Source organism: Pseudoduganella violacea (genome assembly GCF_014191875.1).
In the GTDB taxonomy this organism is placed as follows: Bacteria; Pseudomonadota; Gammaproteobacteria; order Burkholderiales; family Burkholderiaceae_D; genus Rugamonas; species Rugamonas violacea_A.
In genome coordinates, this window is the sequence record NZ_JACHXD010000018.1 from 80,035 (window position 1) to 102,290 (window position 22,256).

Here is a 22,256-nt window from a genome sequence, read left to right on the forward strand (position 1 = left end):
AGGATAAACCATGAGCTTTGCAACCACCGACCTGTGTGACGACAACATCCCCTTGCTGGAGGATGGCCGCCTGGCCGTGCTGCCGCCTTCCTTCCGCCACTTCGGCAAGCGCGTCCGTTTCAGCGGCCGCGTCACCACGCTCAAGGTATTCGAAGACAACGCCCTGGTGCGCGCCATGCTGGAAACCCAGGGCAATGGCAATGTGCTGGTGGTCGACGGCGGCGGCAGCCTGCGCTGCGCCCTGGTGGGCGGCCAGCTGGCGCTGCTGGCCCAGGATAATGGCTGGGCCGGCATCATCGTCGATGGCTGCGTGCGCGACAGCGAGGAAGTCAATTCCTGCGAAATCGGCGTGCGCGCCCTGGGCACCCATCCGCGCCGCAGCGTGAAGAAGGGGGCCGGCGAGCGCAATGTACGGGTGCAGATCTGCGGCGTGCCGGTGAATCCGGGCGACTGGATCTATGCCGATGCCGATGGTGTGCTTGTGGCGCAACAAAAACTCGCCTGATTGCCCCTCCCAAGCGCGCTTGAAAAGCGCTTTGCCGACAAATGCCCCGCCCGCCGGGGCATTTTGCATTTTTGGCCGAAAATCCCTGCCCGAAATCCGGGCATTTTTCACGCTGCGAAAAGGTAATTTCATAATGCGAAAGGTGCTGCTGCGCAAGCACATTATTTGCTCTCATTCTGAGAAATGTATTTCCGTATCATGGGAAATGAAAAATAAGTCATTGAAACTTAAGGAGTAAAATTTGCTCATATGTCTTATATAAGACCATTGTTGCGCTGAACAAATCGTCCTATGATGTTTCTAACGGATTTCGTTTTTTGTTTAGTCAGTCAATAGGAGAGCACCATGGCAACTCGTGAACAGCAAGTAGCAGAACTGCAAAAAGATTGGGACACCAACCCGCGCTGGAAAGGCATCAAGCGTGCCTATACCGCCGACGACGTGGTGCGTCTGCGCGGTTCCATGCAAATCGAACACACCATCGCCAAGAAGGGTGCGGAAAAGCTGTGGAACCTGGTCAACAACGAGCCTTTCGTCAACGCCCTGGGCGCGCTGACCGGCAACCAGGCCATGCAGCAAGTCAAGGCTGGCCTGAAAGCGATCTATCTGTCGGGCTGGCAGGTGGCGGGCGACGCCAACCTGGCCGGCGAAATGTATCCCGACCAATCGCTGTATCCAGCCAACTCGGTGCCGATGGTGGTCAAGCGCATCAACAACACCTTCCAGCGCGCCGACCAGATCCAGTGGTCCGAAGGCAAAGATGATATCGACTTCTTCGCGCCCATCGTGGCCGACGCCGAAGCCGGCTTCGGCGGCGTGCTGAACGCCTTCGAGCTGATGAAATCCATGATCGAAGCGGGCGCCTCGGGCGTGCACTTCGAAGACCAGCTGGCTTCGGTCAAAAAATGCGGCCATATGGGCGGCAAGGTGCTGGTGCCATCGCGTGAAGCCGTGGAAAAACTGACCGCCGCCCGCCTGGCTGCGGACGTGATGGGCACTTCGACCCTGGTCATCGCCCGTACCGACGCCGAAGCGGCCGACCTGCTGACCTCGGACGTGGACGAAAACGACCGTCCTTTCTGCACCGGCGAGCGCACCGTGGAAGGCTTCTACAAAGTGCGTCCGGGCATCGACCAGTCGATCTCGCGCGCCCTGGCTTACGCGCCTTACGCCGACCTGGTATGGTGCGAAACCGGTAAGCCGGACCTGGCTTTCGCCAAGCAGTTCGCCGAAGCCGTGCACGCCAAGTTCCCCGGCAAGATGCTGGCCTATAACTGCTCGCCATCGTTCAACTGGAAGAAAAACCTGGACGACGCCACTATCGCCAAGTTCCAGAAAGAGCTGGGCGCCATGGGCTACAAGTTCCAGTTCATCACCCTGGCCGGCTTCCACGCCCTGAACTACGGCATGTTCAACCTGGCCCACGGCTATGCGCGCCGCCAGATGTCGGCCTTCGTGGAACTGCAGGAAGCCGAATTCGCCGCCGCCGAAAAAGGCTTCACCGCCGTCAAGCACCAGCGCGAAGTCGGCACCGGCTACTTCGACGCCGTCACCCAGACCATCCAGCAAGGCCAGAGCTCGACCACGGCCCTGCACGGTTCGACCGAGGACGAACAATTCTTCGACGCCCAGAAAGTGGCTTAAGCCCGCGGGTGGAAAACCTGGTTTTTGCGTGAAGTTCGCCTGATTCCAAGGCGCTGGCCGCAACGGGATGCCGTCCCGTTGCGGCCTTTTTTGCATGCCTGGGACGCGCAGCTTTTGGCGCGCCGGGCGTTCTCTGGGATAATGCGGGGTCATACTTACAGGAATCACCACGATGTTCAGTTACCGCCACGCCTTCCACGCCGGGAATCACGCCGATGTTTTGAAGCACTTTGTCCTGATCCAGCTCTTGAAATACCTGAATCAGAAAGATGTCGCTTACAGCTATATCGACACCCATGCCGGCGCGGGCGTGTATGCCCTCGACAGCGCCCAGGCCACCAAGACCGCCGAATTCGAAACCGGCATCGCGCCGCTGTGGGAGCGCGACGACTTGCCGGCGCCGCTGGCCGAGTATGTGCAGGTCATCAAGGACATGAACCCGAGCGGCAAGATGCGCTACTACCCGGGTTCGCCTTACTGCGCCGACATCGTGGCGCGCGAGCAGGACCGCCTGCGCCTGTTCGAGCTGCATCCGGCCGATGCCAAGCTCTTGGACGAGAATTTCCGCAAGCTCGAACAGCACGCGGCGGCCCAGGGCAAGCGTCCGGCCACGCGCGGCAAGCGCGTGATCGTCAACCGCGCCGATGGCTTCGTCGGCCTGAAGGCGCTGCTGCCGCCGCCGTCGCGCCGCGCCCTGGTGCTGTGCGACCCGCCGTATGAGGACAAGCAGGATTACCGCAAGGTGATGGACATGCTCAATGAAGCGCTGAAACGCTTCCCGGGCGGCACGTACGCGGTCTGGTATCCGCTGCTGCAGCGCATCGAGGCGCGCAATTTCGCCGAGCGCATGAAGCATCTGCCGGCCGCCAGCTGGCTGAACGTCACCCTGTGCGTGTCCACGCCCGGCCCGGATGGCATCGCCCTGCACACCAGCGGCATGTTCATCGTCAATCCGCCGTACACGCTGGAACCGATGCTGAAGCAGGTCATGCCCTATCTGGTGAAGGTGCTGGGGCGCGATGCCGGCGCCAAATTTACGCTGGAAAGTGGCGAAGCGGCCACAGCCCGCAAAGGCGGTGCGCGTTCGGCGTGATGCCGGCTATAAAAACTGTTGTCACGGCTGAATTAAGGCGTATATTCTGATCTATATACGATGGCAAGCAGTGGGGGCTGCTCATGACAATCGCATTAGAAAAAGACGCCGTGCCCATGCCGTACGCGAATCAGTTTTTCCTGGCTCGTCAACCTATCCTCAATCGCAAACAGCGTCTCGTCGCCTACGAACTGCTGTTTCGTAACGCCGAATGCAACGAGGCCAATGTGCTGGATGGCGTGTCCGCCACGGCCTCGGTCATCGCCCACGCCTCGGAATTGGGCATGGGCCAGGTGGTGGGCGACCAGCTGGCCTTCGTGAATGTCGATACCGTTGCTCTGATGAGCGACTTTATCCGCTTTCTGCCGACCGACAAGGTCATACTCGAAGTGCTGGAATCGGTCGAAGCCACGCCCGAGGTGCTGGCCCGCATCCAGGAACTGAAGGCGGCCGGTTTCAAGTTCGCGCTGGACGATGTGGTGGCCGAATCGGCCGGCCTGCAGCTTTTGCAGCCGCTGATGGACGTGATCAAGATCGATATCCGCCAGACCGGCGGCAGCGCGCTCGATGCGCTGGCGCGCTCGCTGCGCAATCCGCGCCAGAAGCTGCTGGCCGAGAAGGTCGAAACGCTGGAGGAGTTCCAGCGCTGCATGGACCTGGGCTTCGAATATTTCCAGGGCTATTATTTCGCGCGGCCCGTGATCTTGAGCGGCAAGAAGATCGCCCCGTCCCAGCTGGCCATCATGCATTTGCTGGATTTGCTCAATACCGACGCCGACCAGCGCGAGATCGAGCGCAGCGTCAAGCACGATCCCCTGATTACCCTGAACCTGCTGCGCCTGGTGAATACGCCGGCCGTGGGCGCGCGCTTTCGCATCAATTCGGTCGGCCACGCGCTGATCGTGCTGGGGCGGCGCCAGTTGCAGCGCTGGCTGCAGATCCTGCTGTATGTGAAGACCGGGCAGGCGCCCGAATTCGATTCGCCGCTGCTGCAGATGGCGACCACGCGCGGCAAAACCATGGAGCTGATGATGGAGCATCTGCGGCCCGAGCAGCGCATCGGCGCCGATATCGGCTTCACGGTCGGCATCATGTCGCTGATGGATGCGCTGTTCTCGGTGCGCATGGGCGAAATCCTGCAAAGCGTGAACGTGCTGGACGAGGTGCGCGACGCCTTGTTGCACCGTCAGGGCGATTACGGCCAGATGCTCTCGCTGATCGAGCTGATCGAATGCGCCACCGAAGGGCCGGAGTTGACGCGCATCCTGCACCAGCTCGAACTGGCGCCGTCCGAACTCTATGCCATCCAGCTGGCCGCCTGCGACTGGGTCAGCGAATACACCCATGGCGTGCAGTAGGCCGCCAGCCTTTTCCCTTATTGCGCCAGCAGCAGGAAGACGGTGGGCTTCTTGTGGAAGTCCGGCGTCTTGCCGGCGGCGAGCTGGGCCTTCCATTGCGCGCTGCTTTGCGTGCGGATGCTTTCCGACGGCAGGCTGATGTCGGTAGCGACGCAGATCAGGGTGTTGCCGGCGCAGCTGGCGAGCAGGGCGTCCAGCATGGCGGCGTTGCGGTAGGGCGTTTCGATGAAGAGCTGGGTCTGCTTGTCCTGGCGCGAACGCGCTTCCAGTTCTTTCAGGCGCTTGGCGCGCGCCGCCGCATCCGTCGGCAGATAACCGTTGAAGGCGAAGCTCTGGCCGTTCAGGCCGCTGGCCATGACGGACAGCAGCAGCGAGGAGGGGCCGACCAGGGGGCGCACGGGAATGCCGTGCTGGTGCGCCAGGCGCACCAGGTCGGCGCCGGGATCGGCCACGGCCGGCACGCCCGCTTCCGACAACAGGCCGGCGTCCTGGCCCGCTTGCAGCGGTTCCAGCAGGGCGGCCAGGGCTTGCGCCGGGGTGTTGACATTCAATTCGTCGATGCGGATTTCCTGCAGCGGGCGCGCCAGCGGATGCTGGGTGTTGACCAGTTTCAGGAAGGCGCGCGCCGTCTTGGCGTTTTCGGCGACAAAGTAGCCGAGGCTGGCCGTCAGGGCTTGCACATGCTCGGGAATGACGTGGGAGAGCGCTTCGGTGTCGCCCAGGGTGTTGGGAATCAGGTAAAGAGTGCCGGGCATGGTGTTTATTTGGTCTGGAAGAAGGAAACGCCGGCGGCGCGCAGCATGCCGGTCAGGGCGATCAGCGGCAGGCCGGTGAGGGCGGTCGGGTCGCTGGCATCGATGCGTTCGAGGATGGCGATGCCGAGCGCCTCGTTTTTCGCGCTGCCGGCGCAATCGTAAGGCTGCTCGATGCGCAGATAGGCGTCGAGTTCGGCATCGGGCAGGTCGCGGAATTGGACGATGGTCTGGATATCCTCGATCTGGGCGCTGCCGTCGCGCCCATCCCACAGGCAGAGCGCGGTGTGGAAGACCACTTCGCGGCCGCGCATTTTCTGCAGCTGGGCCAGGGCGTTGGCGTGGTTGCCGGGCTTGCCGATCTGTTCTTCGTCGAGCGTGGCGACCTGGTCGGAGCCGATCACCAGCGCGCCCGGGTGGCGCGCGGCGACGGCGGCCGCCTTGTCGCGCGCCAGGCGCAGGGCGGTGGCTGACGGACTTTCGCCAGGCAGGGGGCTTTCATCGATGTCGGGCACGTCCACCGTGAACGGTATTTGCAGCCGGGACAAGAGTTCGCGCCGGTATGCTGAGCTGGAGGCAAGAATCAGGGCGGGGGCGTTGCTTGTTGAGTTCATGGAAATATTTTTCTCTGGCTCCGGGGCGGGAATTGTTATATGCTCTGTGCGCCGTGGATGAATGGCCCACAAACGCGCGAAAAATCGCGCAAGTCTTTGACGCGGCGGCGAAAACCCTGTTATTATCGCAGGTTTTCCAAGGGAATTTTAGTACATGGACGCTTTTGTGATCGACGCCTTTGAATTCTGTCGGACCAACGGCTTGCGTGAGGGCGTGACGCCCGTGGCTGAAATGACCCGCTTGAGCAAGGAATGCGCCGACAACTCCGGTTCCATCACCTGGAAGGCGGAAGGCAGCACGAGCAAGCAGGGTTTCCCGCAGATGCGGCTCAGCGTGAGCGGCACGGTGCAATTGAATTGCCAGCGCTGCCTGACTCCGTTTGGCCATGCAATCGATTCCTCGACGTTGCTGATGTTCGGTAAAGACGATGCGCACGCCGACGAGATCGAAGAAATCATCGGCGACGAGTCGATCGACGTGGTGGTAGGCACCCGTGATATGAAGCTGATGGACCTGATGGAAGACGAGGCGCTGCTGGCTTTGCCGCAAGCGCCGAAGCACGAACAGTGTCCCGACGCCGCGCTGCTGGAAAAAGCGCGCAGCGAGAAGCCGTCCCCCTTTGCAGGCTTGCAGAGCCTGAAGAAATAAAGCTCAGTTAGAACGAATAAGCAGTAAGTGAAGAACGTGTCAAAACGCGTGTAGTAATCGAGTATTGGCATTGTGTAGTAGAGGTAGTAAAAGCAGTTGACGATGTCGGCCTGTCCGGCCGCAGGGATACTCGATTCGCATGTTAGTAATGCCGGTCGAATGTGTTAAAATCTTAGAACTTTAGTATTAGGAGTCATCATGGCAGTTCAACAGAACAAGAAGTCCCCTTCGAAGCGCGGTATGCACCGTTCGCACGATTTCCTGGTTGCCCCTAACCTGGCAGTCGAGCCAACCACGGGCGAAACCCACCTGCGTCACCACATCAGCCCTAACGGCTTCTATCGTGGTCGCAAAGTGCTGAAAACCAAAAACGACGAGTAATCGACGTTTTTGTTCGGCCTAGCCAAAAGCGGTGCAACGCAGGTGACTGACGTGGCGCCGCTTTTTCTTTTTCCCCGGCTGCAAACAGCTTTGCAAACCGTCATTCTGAAATACGCAGGCGCTGACACCATCTCAGGAACGCCTTTTGCCCCGCAATGACAATCAAAATATCCATCGACTGCATGGGCGGAGACCACGGCCCGTCGGTCACCATTCCCGCAGCAATCTCCTTCATTAACCGTGAACCTGACGCTGAGCTGATCCTGGTCGGCCTGGAAGACGTCATCCGCGCGGAATTGAAAAAGCACCACGCCGAATCCCAGCCACGCCTGTTCATCCTTCACGCTTCCGAGCAGGTCACGATGGATGACCCGCTCGAGGTCGCCTTGCGCCGCAAGAAGGATTCCTCGATGCGCGTGGCCATCGAACAAGTCAAGGAAGGCCGCAGCCACGCCTGCGTCTCCGCCGGCAATACCGCCGCCCTGATGGCCGTCTCGCGCTATGTGCTGAAGACCATGGCCGGCGTCGACCGTCCCGCCATCTGCAGCATCCTGCCGAACCAGAAGGATGGTCCGACCTATATGCTGGACCTGGGCGCCAATGTGGACTGCGAACCGCACCACCTGCACCAGTTCGCCATCATGGGGTCGGTGCTGGTGCAAGCCATGGAAGGCATCGAACGTCCCACCATCGGCCTGCTCAACGTCGGCACCGAAGACATCAAGGGCAACGAGGTGGTCAAGCTGACCGCCAAGCTGCTGCAGGCCGACCATGAGCGCGGCGCGCTGAACTTCTACGGCAATGTGGAAGGTAATGATATCTTCAAGGGCACCACCGACATCGTGGTGTGCGACGGCTTCGTCGGCAATGTCACGCTGAAAGCCATCGAAGGCTTGGCGCGCTTCCTGAAAGGCGTGCTGACCTCGGAATTCAAGCGCAACCCGCTCACCATGCTGGGTGCGCTGATCGCGCGCAGCGCGCTGCGCCGCATCAGCAATCGCATCAATCCCTCGCGCTACAACGGCGCCAGCCTGCTCGGCTTGCGCGGCCTGGTGCTGAAGAGCCATGGCGGGGCGGAAGCGGATGCCTTTGAATGGGCACTGCGGCGCGCGTATCACGCGGCGAAAAACGACGTGCAGGAACATCTGTCGACGATGATTGCCGAACTGATGCCGCGCGAACCGGAAGTGGCACAAGAACCGACCGCAACTATAACTGGATGAGACGGAATGACCTTGTACAGCAAAATCATCGGCACCGGCAGTTATCTGCCTGAAAAGCGTGTCAGCAACCAGGAGCTGGCCGAGCAGCTGGCCGCCAAGGGGATCGAGACGTCGGACGAGTGGATCGTGTCGCGCAGCGGCATCTCGGCGCGCCACTTTGCCGAGCCGGAGCAGAACGCCTCCGACCTGGCCGTGCTGGCCGCGCGCCGCGCCCTCGACATGGCCCAGCTGCAGCCCGACGACATCGACCTGATCATCGTCGCCAGCTCGACCCCGGACTTCTTCGGCAGCTTCCCCAGCACCGCCTGCATCGTGCAGCGCAAGCTGGGCATGACCAACACCAGCGCGGCGGTCGACGTGCAAGCCGTGTGCAGCGGCTTCGTCTACGCCATGTCCACGGCCGACAGCTTCATCAAGTCGGGCGCGCACAAGCATGTGCTGGTGATCGGCGCCGAAGTGTTCTCGCGCATCCTGAATTTCGAAGACCGCACCACCTGCGTGCTGTTCGGCGACGGCGCCGGCGCCGTGGTCATGAGCGCCTCGCAGGAACCGGGCGTGCTGGCCACCAAGCTGCATGCCGACGGCCGCCATGCCGACATCCTGAGCGTGTCCGGCCATGTCAGCAATGGCGCCCTGGCCGGCAGCGCCTTCCTGTATATGGATGGCCAGGCCGTCTTCAAGCTGGCCGTGACCGTGCTGGAGAAGGTGGCGCACGAAGCGCTGGCGCACGCCGGCATGACGTCCGAGCAGATCGATTGGCTGATTCCGCACCAGGCCAATATCCGCATCATGAACGGCACCGCGAAAAAGCTCGGCTTGCCGCTGGAAAAAATGGTGGTCACCGTCGACCAGCATGGCAATACCTCGGCCGCCTCGATTCCGCTGGCGCTCGATACCGCCGTGCGCGATGGCCGCATCAAGCCGGGCGATGTGGTGATGATGGAAGGCGTGGGCGGCGGCTTTACCTGGGGCGCCGTGCTGGCGCGCATGTAAATATGCGAATGAATCACATGCTGAAGTTGGCCGAAATGTAATGGTTAATATAGTTTTAGCGTGTAAAATTAACGCCTTTTTAGAATTAGTGCTCTAGAGGCAAACCGGAAAAGGCCAAGGGCGGGCCTGTCGCCTTCCCCTAGAATGCCGCGGTAGCTTTTTCAATATAACGAGACAGTAGATGAGTAAATTTGCATTTGTATTCCCCGGCCAGGGTTCGCAAGCCGTCGCCATGATGGCAGGCTTTGCCGGCAATCCGGTGGTGGCGCAGACCATCGCGGAAGCATCGGATGCCCTGCAGTTCGACCTCGGCAAGCTGATGGCCGAAGGCCCGAAAGAAGAGCTGGACCTGACCACCAATACCCAGCCCGTGATGCTGACGGCCGCCGTCGCCGTCTACCGCGCCTGGATCGCCGCTGGCGGCGCCGTGCCCAGCGTGGTCGCGGGCCACAGCCTGGGCGAGTATTCGGCCCTGGTGGCCGCGGGCGTGATCGCCTTCAAGGATGCCGTGCCGCTGGTGCGCTTCCGCGCCCAGGCCATGCAGGAAGCGGTGCCGGTCGGGCAGGGCGGCATGGCCGTCGTGCTCGGTTTGAGCGACGATGAGGTGCGCGCCGCCTGCGCCGAAGCGGCCGCCGCCGATGCCGCGCAAGTGGTGGAACCGGTCAACTTCAACGCGCCGGCGCAAGTGGTGATCGCCGGCCATACCGGCGCCGTCGAGCGCGCTTGCGACATCGCCAAGGCCAAGGGTGCCAAGCGCGCCATGAAGCTGCCGGTGTCGGCGCCTTTCCATTCCTCGCTGCTGAAGCCGGCTTCGGACCGCCTGCGCGAGTACATGGCCGGCATCCATTTCAACGCGCCGCAGATCGCGCTGATCAATAACGTCGATGTGACCGTGCTCAACGACCCGGCCAGCATCAAGGACGCCCTGGTGCGCCAGGCCGCCAGCCCCGTGCGCTGGGTGGAAACCATGCAGCAGGTCGCGGCCGACGGCATCGTCAACGTGATCGAATGCGGCCCGGGCAAGGTGCTGATGGGCTTGACCAAGCGCATCGACGCCACGCTCGTGGGCGATGCCATCACCGACCAGGCGTCGCTGGAGCGCCTGCTGGCCGCACTCAAATAATCAATCGAGGAGACCGAATGAATCTGTCCAATCAAATCGCGCTGGTAACGGGCGCATCGCGCGGCATCGGCAAGGCTATCGCGCAAGAGCTGGCCAAGCAGGGCGCGCGCGTGATCGGCACCGCCACCACCGAAGCCGGCGCGCAAGCCATCACCGCCTACCTGGCCGAGATCGGCGCCGAAGCGGGCCAGGGCATGGTGCTGAATGTGACCGACCCGGCGCGCTGCGCCGCCGTCATCGATGAAATCGGCAAGAGCTGGGGCGCCGTCGGCATCCTGGTCAATAATGCCGGCATCACCCAGGACCAGCTGGCCATGCGCATGAAGGATGAAGAGTGGGACAGCGTGATCGCCACCAACCTGAGCGCCGTGGGCCGCCTGTCGCGCGCCGTGCTGCGCGGGATGATGAAAGCCAAAACCGGGCGTATTATTAACATCACTTCGGTGGTGGCCTCGTCCGGTAATCCGGGCCAGATGAATTACGCGGCGGCCAAGGCCGGCGTGGAAGGCATGGGCCGCGCGCTGGCGCGCGAGATCGGCAGCCGCAATATCACCGTCAACAGCATCGCCCCGGGCTTTATCGATACCGATATGACCAAGGTCCTGGGCGAAGAGCAGCACGCCGCCCTGCTGACCCAGATCCCGCTGGGCCGTCTGGGCAAGCCGGAAGACATCGCCGCCGCCGTGGCCTTCCTGGCCTCGCCGCAAGCCGCTTACATCACGGGCACCACCCTGCACGTGAACGGCGGCATGTATATGAATTGATGGGGTCCGAGCGGTGTTTTCGCCGCACGTTCCTATCTTTTAGCAGTAATTTCGGTGGAAATAGCATCGCAAGCCGAAATTAGTTTTTCGGCGCGCAAACCTGATAAAATGCGCGCTTTCCGTAACACACATAATGGAGCCATAACATGTCGGATATCGAACAACGCGTTAAGAAAATCGTCGCTGAGCAACTGGGCGTCGCTGAAGCAGACATCAAAAACGAATCGTCCTTCGTTGACGATCTGGGCGCCGATTCCCTCGACACCGTTGAGCTGGTAATGGCACTGGAAGACGAGTTCGAAATGGAAATCCCGGACGAACAGGCTGAAAAAATCACCACCGTGCAGCAAGCTATCGACTACGCTACCGCGCACGTGAAGGCCTAAGCAACACCCCGATCGACTCCAGGAGAATCGCTTGAGTTCCAAAAACCGTCGTGTAGTGGTTACCGGCCTCGGCTGCGTATCCCCGGTCGGCAATTCTATTGCCGACGCGTGGAGCGCAATCACCGAGGGGAAGTCCGGGATCGCTAACATCACCAAGTTTGATGCATCGCCGTTCTCGACTCACTTCGCAGGTGAAGTCAAAGGCTTCAATGTCGAGGATTACATCCCCGCCAAGGAAGCCCGCCACATGGATACCTTTATCCACTACGGCATGGCGGCAGGCATCCAGGCGATCCAGGATTCCGGTCTGGTCGTCACCGAAGAGAACGCCGATCGCATCGGCGTGATCATCGGTTCCGGCATCGGCGGCCTGCCGATGATCGAAGAAACCAAGGAAGATTACGACAAGCGCGGCCCGCGCCGTATCTCGCCTTTCTTCGTGCCGGCCTCGATTATCAATATGATTTCCGGCGACCTGTCGATCAAGTACGGCATGCGCGGCCCCAACCTCGCCATCGTGACGGCCTGCACCACCGGCCTGCACTGCATCGGCGCGGCGGCCCGCCTGATCGAATACGGCGACGCCGACATCATGGTTGCCGGCGGCGCGGAATCGACCGTGTCGCCACTGGGTCTGGGCGGTTTCGCCTCGGCCCGCGCCCTGTCCTCCCGCAACGACGATCCGGCCACCGCCTCCCGTCCATGGGACAAGGACCGCGACGGCTTCGTGCTGGGCGAAGGCGCCGGCGTCATGGTGCTGGAAGAATACGAACATGCGAAAGCGCGCGGCGCCACGATTTACGCGGAGCTGCACGGTTTCGGCATGAGCGCCGACGCTTACCACATGACTTCCCCACTGGAAGACGGCAGCGGCGGCAGCAAATCGGCGCTCAACGCGCTGAAAAACGCCGGCGTCAATCCGGACCAGGTGCACTATGTCAACGCGCACGGCACGTCGACCCCGCTGGGCGATATGGCCGAAGTGGTGGGCATCAAGCGCACCTTCGGCGACTACGCCAAGAACCTCGTGATCAGCTCCACCAAATCGATGACCGGCCACTTGCTGGGCGGCGCCGGTGGCCTGGAAGCGGTGTTCACGGTGCTGGCCATCCACCACCAGGTGGCGCCGCCGACCATCAATCTGTTCAACCAGGACCCCGCCTGCGATCTGGATTTCTGCGCCAATGTGGCGCGCGACATGAAGATCGACTACGCGCTGAAGAACTCCTTCGGCTTCGGCGGCACCAACGGCAGCCTGCTGTTCGGTAAAGTTTGAAAAAAGCGTGAACCAAAGCGCCTCGCCCCGGTCGAACCGGAGTGAGCGCTGAAACGGCGCCAGCGTCCTGCTGGCGCCGCTTAAAGCCCGGCAGCCTGGCCGGCGCTCCTTGTACCCCACTCACTGTTTTGCGGAATTGCCATGTCGATTGCCACTACGGCCATCGTGCGGCCGTCGCCCGTCTTGCGCATGCTGCAAGCGGCCATGTGCGTCGCCGCGCTGGCGGCCGGCCTGTTGCTGGAACGCCCCATGCTGCTTTGTCTCGCCTGCGCGGGGCTGGGCTGGCAAGCGCGCGAAGTCAAGGTATGGCGCATTGATATTTCCGCTGTCGGGCAGTTGCGGCTGACGGTATACCAGGGGATAGGCGGCGCGTCCGGGCCGCCGCTGCGGCTGCTGCCGGGCACGCTGCTCTGGCCTGCCGTGATGCTGTTGTGGCTGGAGGACGGGGCGCGGCGGCGGCGCTGCCTGGTGCTGCTGCCGGACAGCGTGGCGCCGACCGAGTGGCGCGCGCTGGCCCTGGCCTTGCGTGCCCTGGCGGCCTGAGGGCGCCGAAAAAAGAAACGGGATCTGCGAACCAATTCGCGGCGCCTGGGCTCTATAGCATAGGAGCGCCAAGGCTTGCCGGCCATCGAGGACGAGGGCGTGACGACGGAACGGGAGTGCGATCAGTTGCTGGTCGAGCGGGTTCAGGCTGGCGACAGGCAGGCGTTCGATATGCTTGTCGCCCGCCATCAGCGCCGCCTGATGCGCCTGATCTCGCGCATCCTGCGCGACCAGAACGAGGCCGAGGACGTGGTGCAGGAAGCCTTCATCAAGGCCTACCGCGGCTTGCGCCATTTCCGCGGCGATTCCGCGTTTTACACCTGGTTGTACCGGATCGGCATCAACACGGCGAAGAATTTCCTGCTAAGCCAGGGGCGGCGCGCGCCGCTGGCGAACGAGGCGGCGCTGCTGTCGGCCGAGAATGGCGAGGGCGAGCATTTGCGCGACATTAATACCCCCGAGTCCATGCTCGCCAGCAAGCAGATCGCCGCCACCGTGAACGAGGCCATGGATGCCTTGCCGCTGGAGTTGCGCACGGCCATCGTGCTGCGCGAGATCGAGGGGCTGAGCTATGAGGAAATCTCCGAGATCATGGCTTGCCCCATCGGCACCGTGCGCAGCCGCATCTTCCGCGCGCGCGAGGCGATCGCGGCGCGGCTGCAGCCTTTGCTGGACAAGCCGGTTGACAGGCGGTGGTGAGGGGATGAGACTGTAAGGAAGGGTCCGCTTGCGGATAAGGAAGACGGTGGCCGGCCATGAAGAAATCGACGCAATTGCTGGAGCATATTTCGGCGCTGATGGACGGCGAGCTGGCCGACGCCGACCGCGAGCTGGCCTTGGCCGCCCTGACCGGCGACGAGGGCCGCGCCGCCTGGCATGCCTACCACCTGATCGGCGACCAGTTGCGCGCCGCCGCCGACCGGGAGGAGGGCGCCGGCGCCGCCCTGGCCGCGCGCCTGCGCCTGCGGCGGGCCGTGGCCGCCGAAGTCGGGAGCGCGCCGCCTTTCGAAGACGATGGCGCCACGCCCGCCGCCACCATCCCTTAAGCCTTGCTGAAGCGCGGCCGCCCGCCTCTTGAAATTCTTACTTCCTGCAACATCTTGTGCATGCGGCAACGCAGGTTTTCGCTTACCATGTGGAAGCTTTGCCAACGTTGCCAAGCCCTGTGATCCAATACAAAACACGAACACTCCCATGAAAAAAACCACCTTCTCTACTGGTAGTAAAACGCTGTCGGCGCTGGTCCTGGGCGCCGGTGTATTGTTTGCCCCCGCCGTGGCGGGACTGGCCCCGGCCATGGCCGCGCCGGCGGTGGCGGGCCTGCCCGATTTCACCGAGCTGGTCGACAAGGTCGGCCCGGCCGTGGTGAATATCCGCACCACCGAGCGCATGCGCATCCGCCAAGGCGCGCCGGGCGAAGAGGAAATGCAGGACTTCCTGCGCCGCTTCTTCGGCGGTGCGGCGCCCGCCCCGCGCGGCGGCCAGGCTCCGCGCCGCGGCCGCTCGGCGCCGCAGGAAGAGGAGGTGCAGCGCGGCGTCGGTTCCGGCTTCATCATTTCCCAGGATGGCTATGTGCTGACCAATGCCCACGTGGTCGACGGCGCCGACGAGGTCTACGTGACCATGACCGACAAGCGCGAATTCAAGGCCAAGGTGCTGGGCGCCGACGCCAGCACCGACGTCGCCGTGCTCAAGATCGATGGCGCCAAGCTGCCCAGCCTGACCATCGGCGACTCCAACAAGATCCGCGTCGGCGAATGGGTGATCGCCATCGGCTCCCCGTTCAATCTGGAAAACACCGTGACCTCGGGCATCATTTCGGCCAAGGCGCGCGACACCGGCGAATACCTGCCGCTGATCCAGAGCGATGTGGCCGTCAATCCCGGCAACTCGGGCGGTCCGCTGATCAATATGCGCGGCGAGGTGATCGGCATCAACTCGCAGATCGCTACCCTGTCGGGCGGCTATAACGGCATTTCCTTTGCCGTGCCGATCGACGAAGCCATGCGCGTGGCCGATCAGCTCAAGAAAACCGGCAAGGTGACACGCGGCCGCATTGGCGTGCAGATCAGCGAGTTGAACAAGGAAGTGGCCGAATCGCTGGGCTTGAAGAGCGGCACGCGCGGCGCCGAAGTGGCCCAGGTCATGCCGGGCGGCCCGGCCGACAAGGCGGGCTTGAAGGCCGGCGACATCATCCTCAAGTTCAACGGCGCCGACATCGCCCGTTCCTCCGACCTGCCGCGCCTGGTGGGCGGTTCGGCCATCGGCAGCAAGGCCATCATCACGGTCTGGCGCAAGGGCGCCGCCGTCGATCTGCCGGTGGTGGTGGAAGAGCAGCAGGGCGAGAAAACGGCCAAGGGTGGCGAGCGCAGCAAGGCGCCGGCCGACACCCCGGCCAACGCCCTGGGCTTCAAGGTCAGCGACCTGACGGCCGCGCAGAAGCGCGAGCTGGGCGTGAACGGCGGCGTGGTGGTCGACGGCGCCGAAGGCGTGGCGGCCCGCGCCGGCCTGCGCGAAGGCGATATCCTGCTGCAGCTGAACAATGCGGAAATCGTCGACGCCAAGCAGTTCAACGCCGCCGTCGCCAAGCTCGATCCGAAAAAGGCCAGCGTGGTGCTGGTGCGCCGCGGCGATACCGCGCAGTTCGTGTCGCTGCGTCCGAGCGCCAAGTAAGCGCGGGAGGCGGGGCGCCGACCGGCGCCCTCGCCGCAGCGCATGGCCGCCTGCTATCATGGCGGCCATGCACTTTACTCTCTACTCCCGCAGTTATTGCCACCTGTGCCAGGATATGCTGGACGCCTTGAATGCCCTGCAAACCCCGCAACGACCGTTTACCGTCGAGGTGATCGACGTCGATGCCGACGAGGCCCTGGTGGCCCGTTTCGACGAGCTGGTGCCGGTGCTGTTCGGTGCGCTCGACCAGCCGGAAATCTGCCATTACTTCCTCGACGAAGCAAAAGTGCGGGCCATTCTGACCGCTTGAGGCGCCGCGCCGGCCGCCTTGCGGGCATGCTGCGGCGTAAATTATTGGCTAAAAAGCATTTTTGTCGCTGCGCTGCGTCAGAAATCCGGATTTCCCCTCTGAAATCCGGTAAAATGGGTGGCTTAGACTCAGATTCGGTTTCCAAAAGGCGTTCGGCAGGGCATCCTCGCCCGGCCTGGAGCGCTTTTTTTGTATAGCTGTCGTCCCAATACGTTTTGAATTTAATGAACAACATACGCAATTTTTCCATCATCGCCCACATCGACCATGGCAAGTCCACGCTGGCAGACCGCATCATCCAGCTGTGTGGCGGCCTTTCGGACCGCGAGATGGAAGCTCAGGTGCTCGATTCCATGGATCTGGAGCGCGAGCGCGGCATTACCATCAAGGCCCAGACGGCAGCGCTGAAATACAAGGCGCGCGACGGCCAGATCTATAACCTGAACCTGATCGACACCCCGGGCCACGTCGACTTCTCCTATGAGGTCAGCCGCTCGCTGTCGGCCTGCGAAGGCGCGCTGCTGGTGGTTGACGCCTCGCAAGGCGTGGAAGCGCAGACCGTGGCCAACTGCTACACCGCGCTCGACCTGGGCGTGGAAGTGGTGCCGGTGCTGAACAAGATCGACTTGCCGAACGCCGATCCGCCCACCGCCATCGCCGAAATCGAAGACGTGATCGGCATCGAGGCCGGCGACGCCGTGCAATGCTCGGCCAAGACCGGCCTGGGCGTGGAGGACGTGCTGGAATCGATCATCGCCAAGGTGGCCCCGCCCAAGGGCGATCCCGAAGCGCCGCTGCAAGCCCTGATCATCGACTCCTGGTATGACGCCTATGTCGGCGTGGTGATGCTGGTGCGCGTGGTGAACGGCACCATGCGTCCGAAAGAAAAGATCCGCCTGATGGCGACCGACTCGACCCAGCTGGTGGAAGATCTCGGCGTCTTCTCGCCGCGCTCGGTCTCGCTGCCGCAGCTGAGCGCCGGCCAGGTGGGCTTCGTCATCGCCGGCATCAAGGAGCTGAAAGTGGCCCGCGTGGGCGACACCATCACCTCCATCGCCAAGCCGGCCGTGGCGCCGCTGCCTGGCTTCAAGGAAGTGCAGCCGCAGGTGTTCGCCGGCCTGTTCCCGGTCGAGGCCAACCAGTACGACGCCCTGCGCGACTCGCTGGAAAAGCTCAAGCTGAACGACGCCGCCCTGATGTTCGAGCCGGAAGTGTCGCAGGCGCTGGGCTTCGGCTTCCGCTGCGGCTTCCTTGGCCTGCTGCACATGGAAATCGTGCAGGAGCGCCTGGAGCGCGAATTCGATATGGACCTGATCACCACCGCGCCGACCGTGGTGTACGAGGTCGAGCAGCGCGACGGCACGGTCATGAACGTGGACAATCCTTCGCGCATGCCCGACCCGTCGCGCATCACCGAAGTGCGCGAGCCGATCGTCAACGTCAACCTGTACATGCCGCAGGAATATGTGGGCTCGGTGATCACCCTGTGCATCGCCAAGCGCGGCATCCAGATGGACATGAGCTACCACGGCCGCCAGGTCAAGCTGGTGTACGAGATGCCGATGGCCGAGATCGTGCTGGACTTCTTCGACAAGCTGAAGTCGACCTCGCGCGGCTACGCCTCGATGGACTACGAGTTCAAGGAATACCGCGCGGCCGACGTGGTGAAAGTCGATATGCTGATCAACAGCGAGAAGGTCGACGCGCTGGCCATCATCGTGCACCGCGCCAACGCGCCTTACCGCGGCCGTGCCGTGGCGGCCAAGATGCGCGAGCTGATCCCGCGCCAGATGTTCGACGTGGCGATCCAGGCCGCGATTGGGTCCAACATCATCTCGCGCGAAAACGTCAAGGCGATGCGCAAGAACGTGCTGGCCAAGTGCTATGGCGGCGACATCAGCCGTAAGAAGAAACTGCTGGAGAAGCAGAAGGCCGGTAAGAAGCGTATGAAGCAGGTCGGCTCGGTGGAGATTCCGCAAGAAGCCTTCCTGGCAATCCTACAAGTGGAAGATAAATGAACCTGCAAACCATCCTGGGCAATTTCGCTTTAATCCTGTTCGTGCTGATGGTGGTCACGGGCGTGATCTGGTTCCTCGATGTGTTCTACCTGGCCAAGCAGCGCCGCGCCGCGGCCGACCGCGCCCTGGCCGAGTACGACGCGCACCTGGCGCGCCAGACGTCCAACGGCATCGTGGGCGACGGCAGCCCGGCCAAGCGCGCCAAGATCGAAGCGGACCTGCTGCGCCAGCCGACCTGGGTCGAGTATTCGGGCAGCTTCTTCCCGGTGATTGCCCTGGTGTTTTGCCTGCGCTCCTTCCTGTACGAGCCATTCAAGATCCCATCCTCGTCGATGGTGCCGACCCTGCTGGTGGGCGACCTGATCCTGGTGAACAAGTTCACCTACGGCATCCGCCTGCCGATCCTGAACCAGAAAGTGGTGCAGCTCAACGATCCCCAGCGCGGCGACGTGATGGTGTTCAAATATCCCAAGGATATGAGCCAGGATTACATCAAACGGGTGATCGGCGTGCCCGGTGATAAGATTACGTATGAGAACAAACGTTTGACCGTCAACGGCAAGGCCATCGAGTACACCGCGCTCGACGATTACCTGGACGATGAAAACAATGAAAGACTTGTCTATAAGAAACAATTCAAGGAAAACCTGAGTGGGGTGGACCACCGCATCCTGAACGACGAGCGCGCCGCCAACATCAATCTGGGCGATGTCCGCGAATTCCCGCACAGCGATGCCTGCACCTACCGCTATGAAGGCTTTACTTGCGTGGTTCCTGAAGGCAATTATTTCATGATGGGCGATAACCGCGACAATAGCGCCGACAGCCGTTACTGGGGCTTTGTGCCGGACAAGAATATCGTGGGCAAGGCGTTCTTTGTCTGGATGAATCTGGGCAATCCCAAGCGCATAGGCAGCATCCACTAAACGGGAGGCGAGATGGCGGCGACAGGGTTCAACAAGCAGCGTGGCATCACACTGATTGGCCTGATCCTGGTCCTGGCCATCCTCGGCTTCCTCGGCATCCTGGGCATGAAGATCGTGCCGACCTACGCGGAATACCGCGCCGTGTCGTCCGCCATCGTCAAAGCCAAGGGCGCCGGTTCGACCGTCAAGGAAATCCAGAATTCCTTCGACAAGAGCGCCGAAGTGAATTACATCAGTTCGATCAGCGGGCGCGACTTGATCATCAGCCGCGAAGACGGCGAAATGCAGGTCAGCTTCGCTTACGAGAAAAAGATTCCCCTGTTCGGGCCGGCCAGCATCTTGCTGGAATACGAGGGCAGCACCGCCAAGGGCGGGGCGCCCAAGAGCGGCAAGCCCGGGCAATAAGCAGACCAATACGACAAAGCACCAAAGCCAATGAATCATCAGTTATTGCAAACCCGTTTAGGCCACACGTTCCAGGATGCCGGGCTGTTACAGCAGGCACTGACGCACCGTAGCCATAGCAGTTTGCATAACGAGCGGCTGGAATTCCTGGGCGACTCCATCCTCAACTGCGTGGTGGCCTCGATTCTGTACGAGCGCTACAACACCATCGACGAGGGCGACCTGTCGCGCCTGCGCGCCAACCTCGTCAAGCAGCAATCGCTGTACGAGATCGCGCAAAAGCTGGAGCTGTCGCAATTCCTGCGCCTGGGCGAGGGCGAACTGAAATCGGGCGGCTTCCGCCGTCCCTCGATCCTGGCCGACACGCTGGAAGCGCTGCTGGGCGCCATCTTCCTCGATGCCGGCTTCGACAGCGCGGCGCGCGTGATCCGCGCCTTCTACATTCCCATCCTCGACACGGTCGATCCCCAGACCCTGGGCAAGGATGCCAAGACCCTGCTGCAGGAATTCCTGCAAGGTAAAAAAATCTCCCTGCCGCTGTACAACGTGGTCGCCACCCATGGCGCCGCGCACAGCCAGGAATTCGAAATCGAATGCCTGGTGCCCAAGCTGGGCGTCCAGGTCTATGGCCGCGGCGGCAGCCGGCGCGCCGGCGAACAAGCCGCCGCCAAGCTGGCGCTGGAAGCGGCCGAACAGGCTTTGCAGAAAGCGCCGGCCGCGGCCCGCAAGACCAAGCCGCGCGCGGCCCAGCTCAAGCTGGCCGGTATCGCCACCGTGCAAAGCGAGACCCCGGCCGAGAAGCCGGTCCGCGCCGCCGCCGGCGAAGGCAAGCACGCCAAACAGTAAAACACAGGTAATCCCATGACTAGCGCACCAACTCCAGCCGGCTTCCGCTGCGGCTATATCGCCATTGTCGGCCGTCCCAATGTGGGCAAATCGACGCTGATGAACACCCTGATCGGGGCCAAGGTCAGCATCACCTCGCGCAAGGCGCAGACCACGCGCCACCGCATCACCGGCATCCAGACCGTGCCAGACGCCCAGTTCATCTACGTCGACACGCCAGGTTTCCAGACGCGCCACGCGAACGCGCTCAACAAAACGCTGAACAAGACCGTCACCAATACGCTCGACTCCTCGGACGTCATCCTGTACCTGGTGGAAGCGGGCACCTTCGGCCCGGCCGACCAGCAAGTGATCGACCTCTTGCCGAAGAATGTGCCGGTGATCCTGGTCATCAACAAATCCGACCGCTGCAAGGACAAGGCCGTGCTGCTGCCGTTCGCCCAGCAGGTGGCGTCCAAGTTCGATTTCGCGGCCGTGGTGCCGGTGTCGGCCAAGCTGCGCTTCCAGCTCGACGGCCTGCAGAACGAGATCAAGCGCTTCCTGCCCGAAAATGACCCCATCTTCGGCGAAGACGACATCACCGACCGCAGCGAGAAATTCCTCGCCTCGGAAATCGTGCGCGAAAAACTGTTCCGTTTCGTCGGCGACGAACTGCCTTACACCAGTACCGTGCTGATCGAGAAATTCGAGCAGGAAGGCAATCTGCGCCGCGTCTTCGCCGCCATCCTGGTCGAGCGCGACGGCCACAAATCCATGATCATCGGTAACAAGGGGGCGCGCCTGAAAGAGGTTTCCACCCAGGCCCGCCTCGACATGGAAAAACTGTTCGGCGGCCCCGTCTACCTGGAAATCTGGGTCAAGGTCAAATCCGGCTGGGCCGACAACGAAGCCGGCCTGCGCGCCTACGGCTACGAATAAACGCATGACCCGCAGCGCCACAGCCGAGCCCGTGTCCACCTTGGTGCCAGGCACCAAGGTGGACACGGGCTCGGCTGTTGGGGCGGACAGCAGCGTACCGCCGCCGCGCCGCAAGCCGGCGCCGCCGCGCACCATCGGCACCAAGGTGGCGGGGCAGCCGGCCTTTGTGCTGCATAGCTATCCCTACAAGGAAACCAGCCTGATCGTCGATCTGCTGACGCGCGACTTCGGCCGCGTGGCGCTGATCGCCAAGGGCGCCAAGCGGCCGCATTCGCAGCTGCGCGGTGTGCTGCAAACCTTCCAGCCGCTGTCGGCCAGCTGGAGCGGCAAGAACGAGCTGCGCACCCTGACCGACGCCGAATGGGTGGGCGGCATGCTGCCGCTGGAGCGCACCGCGCTGCTGTGCGGCTTCTACCTCAACGAGCTGCTGGTCAAGCTGCTGGCGCGCGACGACGCCCATCCCGCCCTGTTCGACCATTACGTCGCCACGCTCAACCAATTGGCCCACAACGAGCCGCCTCCCATCGTCTTGCGAAAATTCGAAAGAGCCCTACTTAGGGAGACGGGCGTGGGCGCCGACCTGACGCGCTGCACGGTCACGCGCGAGCGCGTGCAATCCGATGTACAGTATGTGGTGGACCCGGAACGCGGCCCGCGTCCCGAGCGCGCCGCCGACACGGCGCCGCGCGTGGCCGGCAAGACCCTGCTCGACATGGAGAACGAGGATTACGCGGACGCGCAAACCCAGGCCCAGAGCAAGCAGCTGATGCGCTTTCTGCTGGCCCACCATTTAGGCGGCGCGCCCCTGAACACGCGCCAGATTCTGATCGACCTGATGCAGTTATAAAAACACGAC

At 62.5% G+C, this 22,256-nt stretch carries 25 protein-coding genes; 23 read left to right on the forward strand and 2 right to left on the reverse strand.

Annotation, left to right across the window (positions count from 1 at the left end; translation table 11 throughout):
- Positions 1-10: 10 nt before the first annotated feature.
- From rraA to FHS03_RS23560, 4 genes are all read left to right on the forward strand, one after another.
- The gene (rraA, locus tag FHS03_RS23545) at positions 11-505 is read left to right on the forward strand and encodes a ribonuclease E activity regulator RraA (RefSeq protein WP_050407132.1); all 495 of its coding nucleotides are present in this window, start codon (positions 11-13) and stop codon (positions 503-505) included.
- A 345-nt stretch (positions 506-850) separates the two neighbouring features.
- Entirely contained in the window at positions 851-2,149 is a 1,299-nt protein-coding gene (gene aceA / locus FHS03_RS23550; protein WP_183443353.1) for an isocitrate lyase, read from the forward strand.
- Between the two features lie 172 nt (positions 2,150-2,321).
- Positions 2,322-3,242 (forward strand): 23S rRNA (adenine(2030)-N(6))-methyltransferase RlmJ, encoded by a 921-nt coding sequence (locus FHS03_RS23555; protein ID WP_176345623.1) that lies wholly within the window; start codon positions 2,322-2,324, stop codon positions 3,240-3,242.
- Between the two features lie 83 nt (positions 3,243-3,325).
- The gene (locus tag FHS03_RS23560) at positions 3,326-4,600 is read left to right on the forward strand and encodes an EAL and HDOD domain-containing protein (RefSeq protein ID WP_183443354.1); all 1,275 of its coding nucleotides are present in this window, start codon (positions 3,326-3,328) and stop codon (positions 4,598-4,600) included.
- 17 nt (positions 4,601-4,617) lie between these two features.
- On the opposite strand, the gene FHS03_RS23565 is transcribed toward FHS03_RS23560, so the two are convergent.
- A complete protein-coding gene (locus tag FHS03_RS23565; protein WP_183443355.1) occupies positions 4,618-5,355 on the reverse strand; it encodes an SAM-dependent methyltransferase in 738 nt (245 codons plus the stop codon).
- Positions 5,356-5,360: 5 nt separating this feature from the next.
- A complete protein-coding gene (locus FHS03_RS23570; RefSeq protein WP_183443356.1) occupies positions 5,361-5,966 on the reverse strand; it encodes a Maf-like protein in 606 nt (201 codons plus the stop codon).
- 154 nt (positions 5,967-6,120) lie between these two features.
- Between FHS03_RS23570 and FHS03_RS23575 the strand changes: the two genes are divergently transcribed.
- The 19 genes from FHS03_RS23575 (at position 6,121) to recO (ending at position 22,247) form a co-directional block, all read left to right on the forward strand.
- Entirely contained in the window at positions 6,121-6,615 is a 495-nt protein-coding gene (locus tag FHS03_RS23575; protein WP_183443357.1) for a YceD family protein, read from the forward strand.
- Between the two features lie 198 nt (positions 6,616-6,813).
- Entirely contained in the window at positions 6,814-6,996 is a 183-nt protein-coding gene (gene rpmF, locus FHS03_RS23580; protein ID WP_028104096.1) for a 50S ribosomal protein L32, read from the forward strand.
- 155 nt (positions 6,997-7,151) lie between these two features.
- Complete coding sequence (gene plsX / locus FHS03_RS23585; protein WP_183443358.1) at positions 7,152-8,219, forward strand: phosphate acyltransferase PlsX; 1,068 nt, start codon at positions 7,152-7,154, stop codon at positions 8,217-8,219.
- Between the two features lie 6 nt (positions 8,220-8,225).
- Positions 8,226-9,212 carry a beta-ketoacyl-ACP synthase III gene (locus tag FHS03_RS23590; protein ID WP_183443359.1) on the forward strand — a complete coding sequence of 329 codons (987 nt, stop codon included), beginning with the start codon at positions 8,226-8,228 and terminating at the stop codon, positions 9,210-9,212.
- A gap of 181 nt (positions 9,213-9,393) precedes the next feature.
- The gene (fabD, locus tag FHS03_RS23595) at positions 9,394-10,335 is read left to right on the forward strand and encodes an ACP S-malonyltransferase (protein WP_183443360.1); all 942 of its coding nucleotides are present in this window, start codon (positions 9,394-9,396) and stop codon (positions 10,333-10,335) included.
- 17 nt (positions 10,336-10,352) lie between these two features.
- Entirely contained in the window at positions 10,353-11,099 is a 747-nt protein-coding gene (fabG, locus tag FHS03_RS23600) for a 3-oxoacyl-ACP reductase FabG (RefSeq protein WP_183443361.1), read from the forward strand.
- A gap of 146 nt (positions 11,100-11,245) precedes the next feature.
- Complete coding sequence (gene acpP, locus FHS03_RS23605) at positions 11,246-11,485, forward strand: acyl carrier protein (protein ID WP_028104092.1); 240 nt, start codon at positions 11,246-11,248, stop codon at positions 11,483-11,485.
- A gap of 31 nt (positions 11,486-11,516) precedes the next feature.
- Positions 11,517-12,761 (forward strand): beta-ketoacyl-ACP synthase II, encoded by a 1,245-nt coding sequence (gene fabF / locus FHS03_RS23610; RefSeq protein ID WP_183443362.1) that lies wholly within the window; start codon positions 11,517-11,519, stop codon positions 12,759-12,761.
- 141 nt (positions 12,762-12,902) lie between these two features.
- The gene (locus tag FHS03_RS23615) at positions 12,903-13,304 is read left to right on the forward strand and encodes a protein YgfX (RefSeq protein ID WP_183443363.1); all 402 of its coding nucleotides are present in this window, start codon (positions 12,903-12,905) and stop codon (positions 13,302-13,304) included.
- A gap of 99 nt (positions 13,305-13,403) precedes the next feature.
- Positions 13,404-14,003 carry an RNA polymerase sigma factor RpoE gene (gene rpoE, locus FHS03_RS23620; RefSeq protein WP_183443380.1) on the forward strand — a complete coding sequence of 200 codons (600 nt, stop codon included), beginning with the start codon at positions 13,404-13,406 and terminating at the stop codon, positions 14,001-14,003.
- A gap of 56 nt (positions 14,004-14,059) precedes the next feature.
- On the forward strand, positions 14,060-14,350 hold the full coding sequence (locus FHS03_RS23625) for a sigma-E factor negative regulatory protein (protein ID WP_183443364.1): 291 nt from the start codon (positions 14,060-14,062) through the stop codon (positions 14,348-14,350).
- A 148-nt stretch (positions 14,351-14,498) separates the two neighbouring features.
- Complete coding sequence (locus tag FHS03_RS23630) at positions 14,499-15,977, forward strand: DegQ family serine endoprotease (RefSeq protein WP_183443365.1); 1,479 nt, start codon at positions 14,499-14,501, stop codon at positions 15,975-15,977.
- Positions 15,978-16,044: 67 nt separating this feature from the next.
- Positions 16,045-16,287 carry a glutaredoxin family protein gene (locus FHS03_RS23635; RefSeq protein ID WP_183443366.1) on the forward strand — a complete coding sequence of 81 codons (243 nt, stop codon included), beginning with the start codon at positions 16,045-16,047 and terminating at the stop codon, positions 16,285-16,287.
- 224 nt (positions 16,288-16,511) lie between these two features.
- Entirely contained in the window at positions 16,512-18,305 is a 1,794-nt protein-coding gene (lepA, locus tag FHS03_RS23640) for a translation elongation factor 4 (protein WP_183443367.1), read from the forward strand.
- Positions 18,302-19,231: a signal peptidase I gene (gene lepB / locus FHS03_RS23645; protein ID WP_183443368.1), complete on the forward strand. Its 930-nt coding sequence runs from the start codon at positions 18,302-18,304 to the stop codon at positions 19,229-19,231. Before lepA ends, lepB begins: the two co-directional genes overlap by 4 nt.
- 12 nt (positions 19,232-19,243) lie before the next feature.
- Positions 19,244-19,636 carry a DUF4845 domain-containing protein gene (locus tag FHS03_RS23650; protein WP_183443369.1) on the forward strand — a complete coding sequence of 131 codons (393 nt, stop codon included), beginning with the start codon at positions 19,244-19,246 and terminating at the stop codon, positions 19,634-19,636.
- A 30-nt stretch (positions 19,637-19,666) separates the two neighbouring features.
- Positions 19,667-20,482, forward strand: a complete 816-nt coding sequence (rnc, locus tag FHS03_RS23655) for a ribonuclease III (RefSeq protein WP_183443370.1) — start codon at positions 19,667-19,669, stop codon at positions 20,480-20,482.
- Between the two features lie 15 nt (positions 20,483-20,497).
- Positions 20,498-21,400 (forward strand): GTPase Era, encoded by a 903-nt coding sequence (era, locus tag FHS03_RS23660; protein ID WP_183443371.1) that lies wholly within the window; start codon positions 20,498-20,500, stop codon positions 21,398-21,400.
- A 4-nt stretch (positions 21,401-21,404) separates the two neighbouring features.
- Positions 21,405-22,247 (forward strand): DNA repair protein RecO, encoded by an 843-nt coding sequence (gene recO, locus FHS03_RS23665; protein WP_229426374.1) that lies wholly within the window; start codon positions 21,405-21,407, stop codon positions 22,245-22,247.
- The last annotated feature ends 9 nt before the right edge of the window (positions 22,248-22,256 follow it).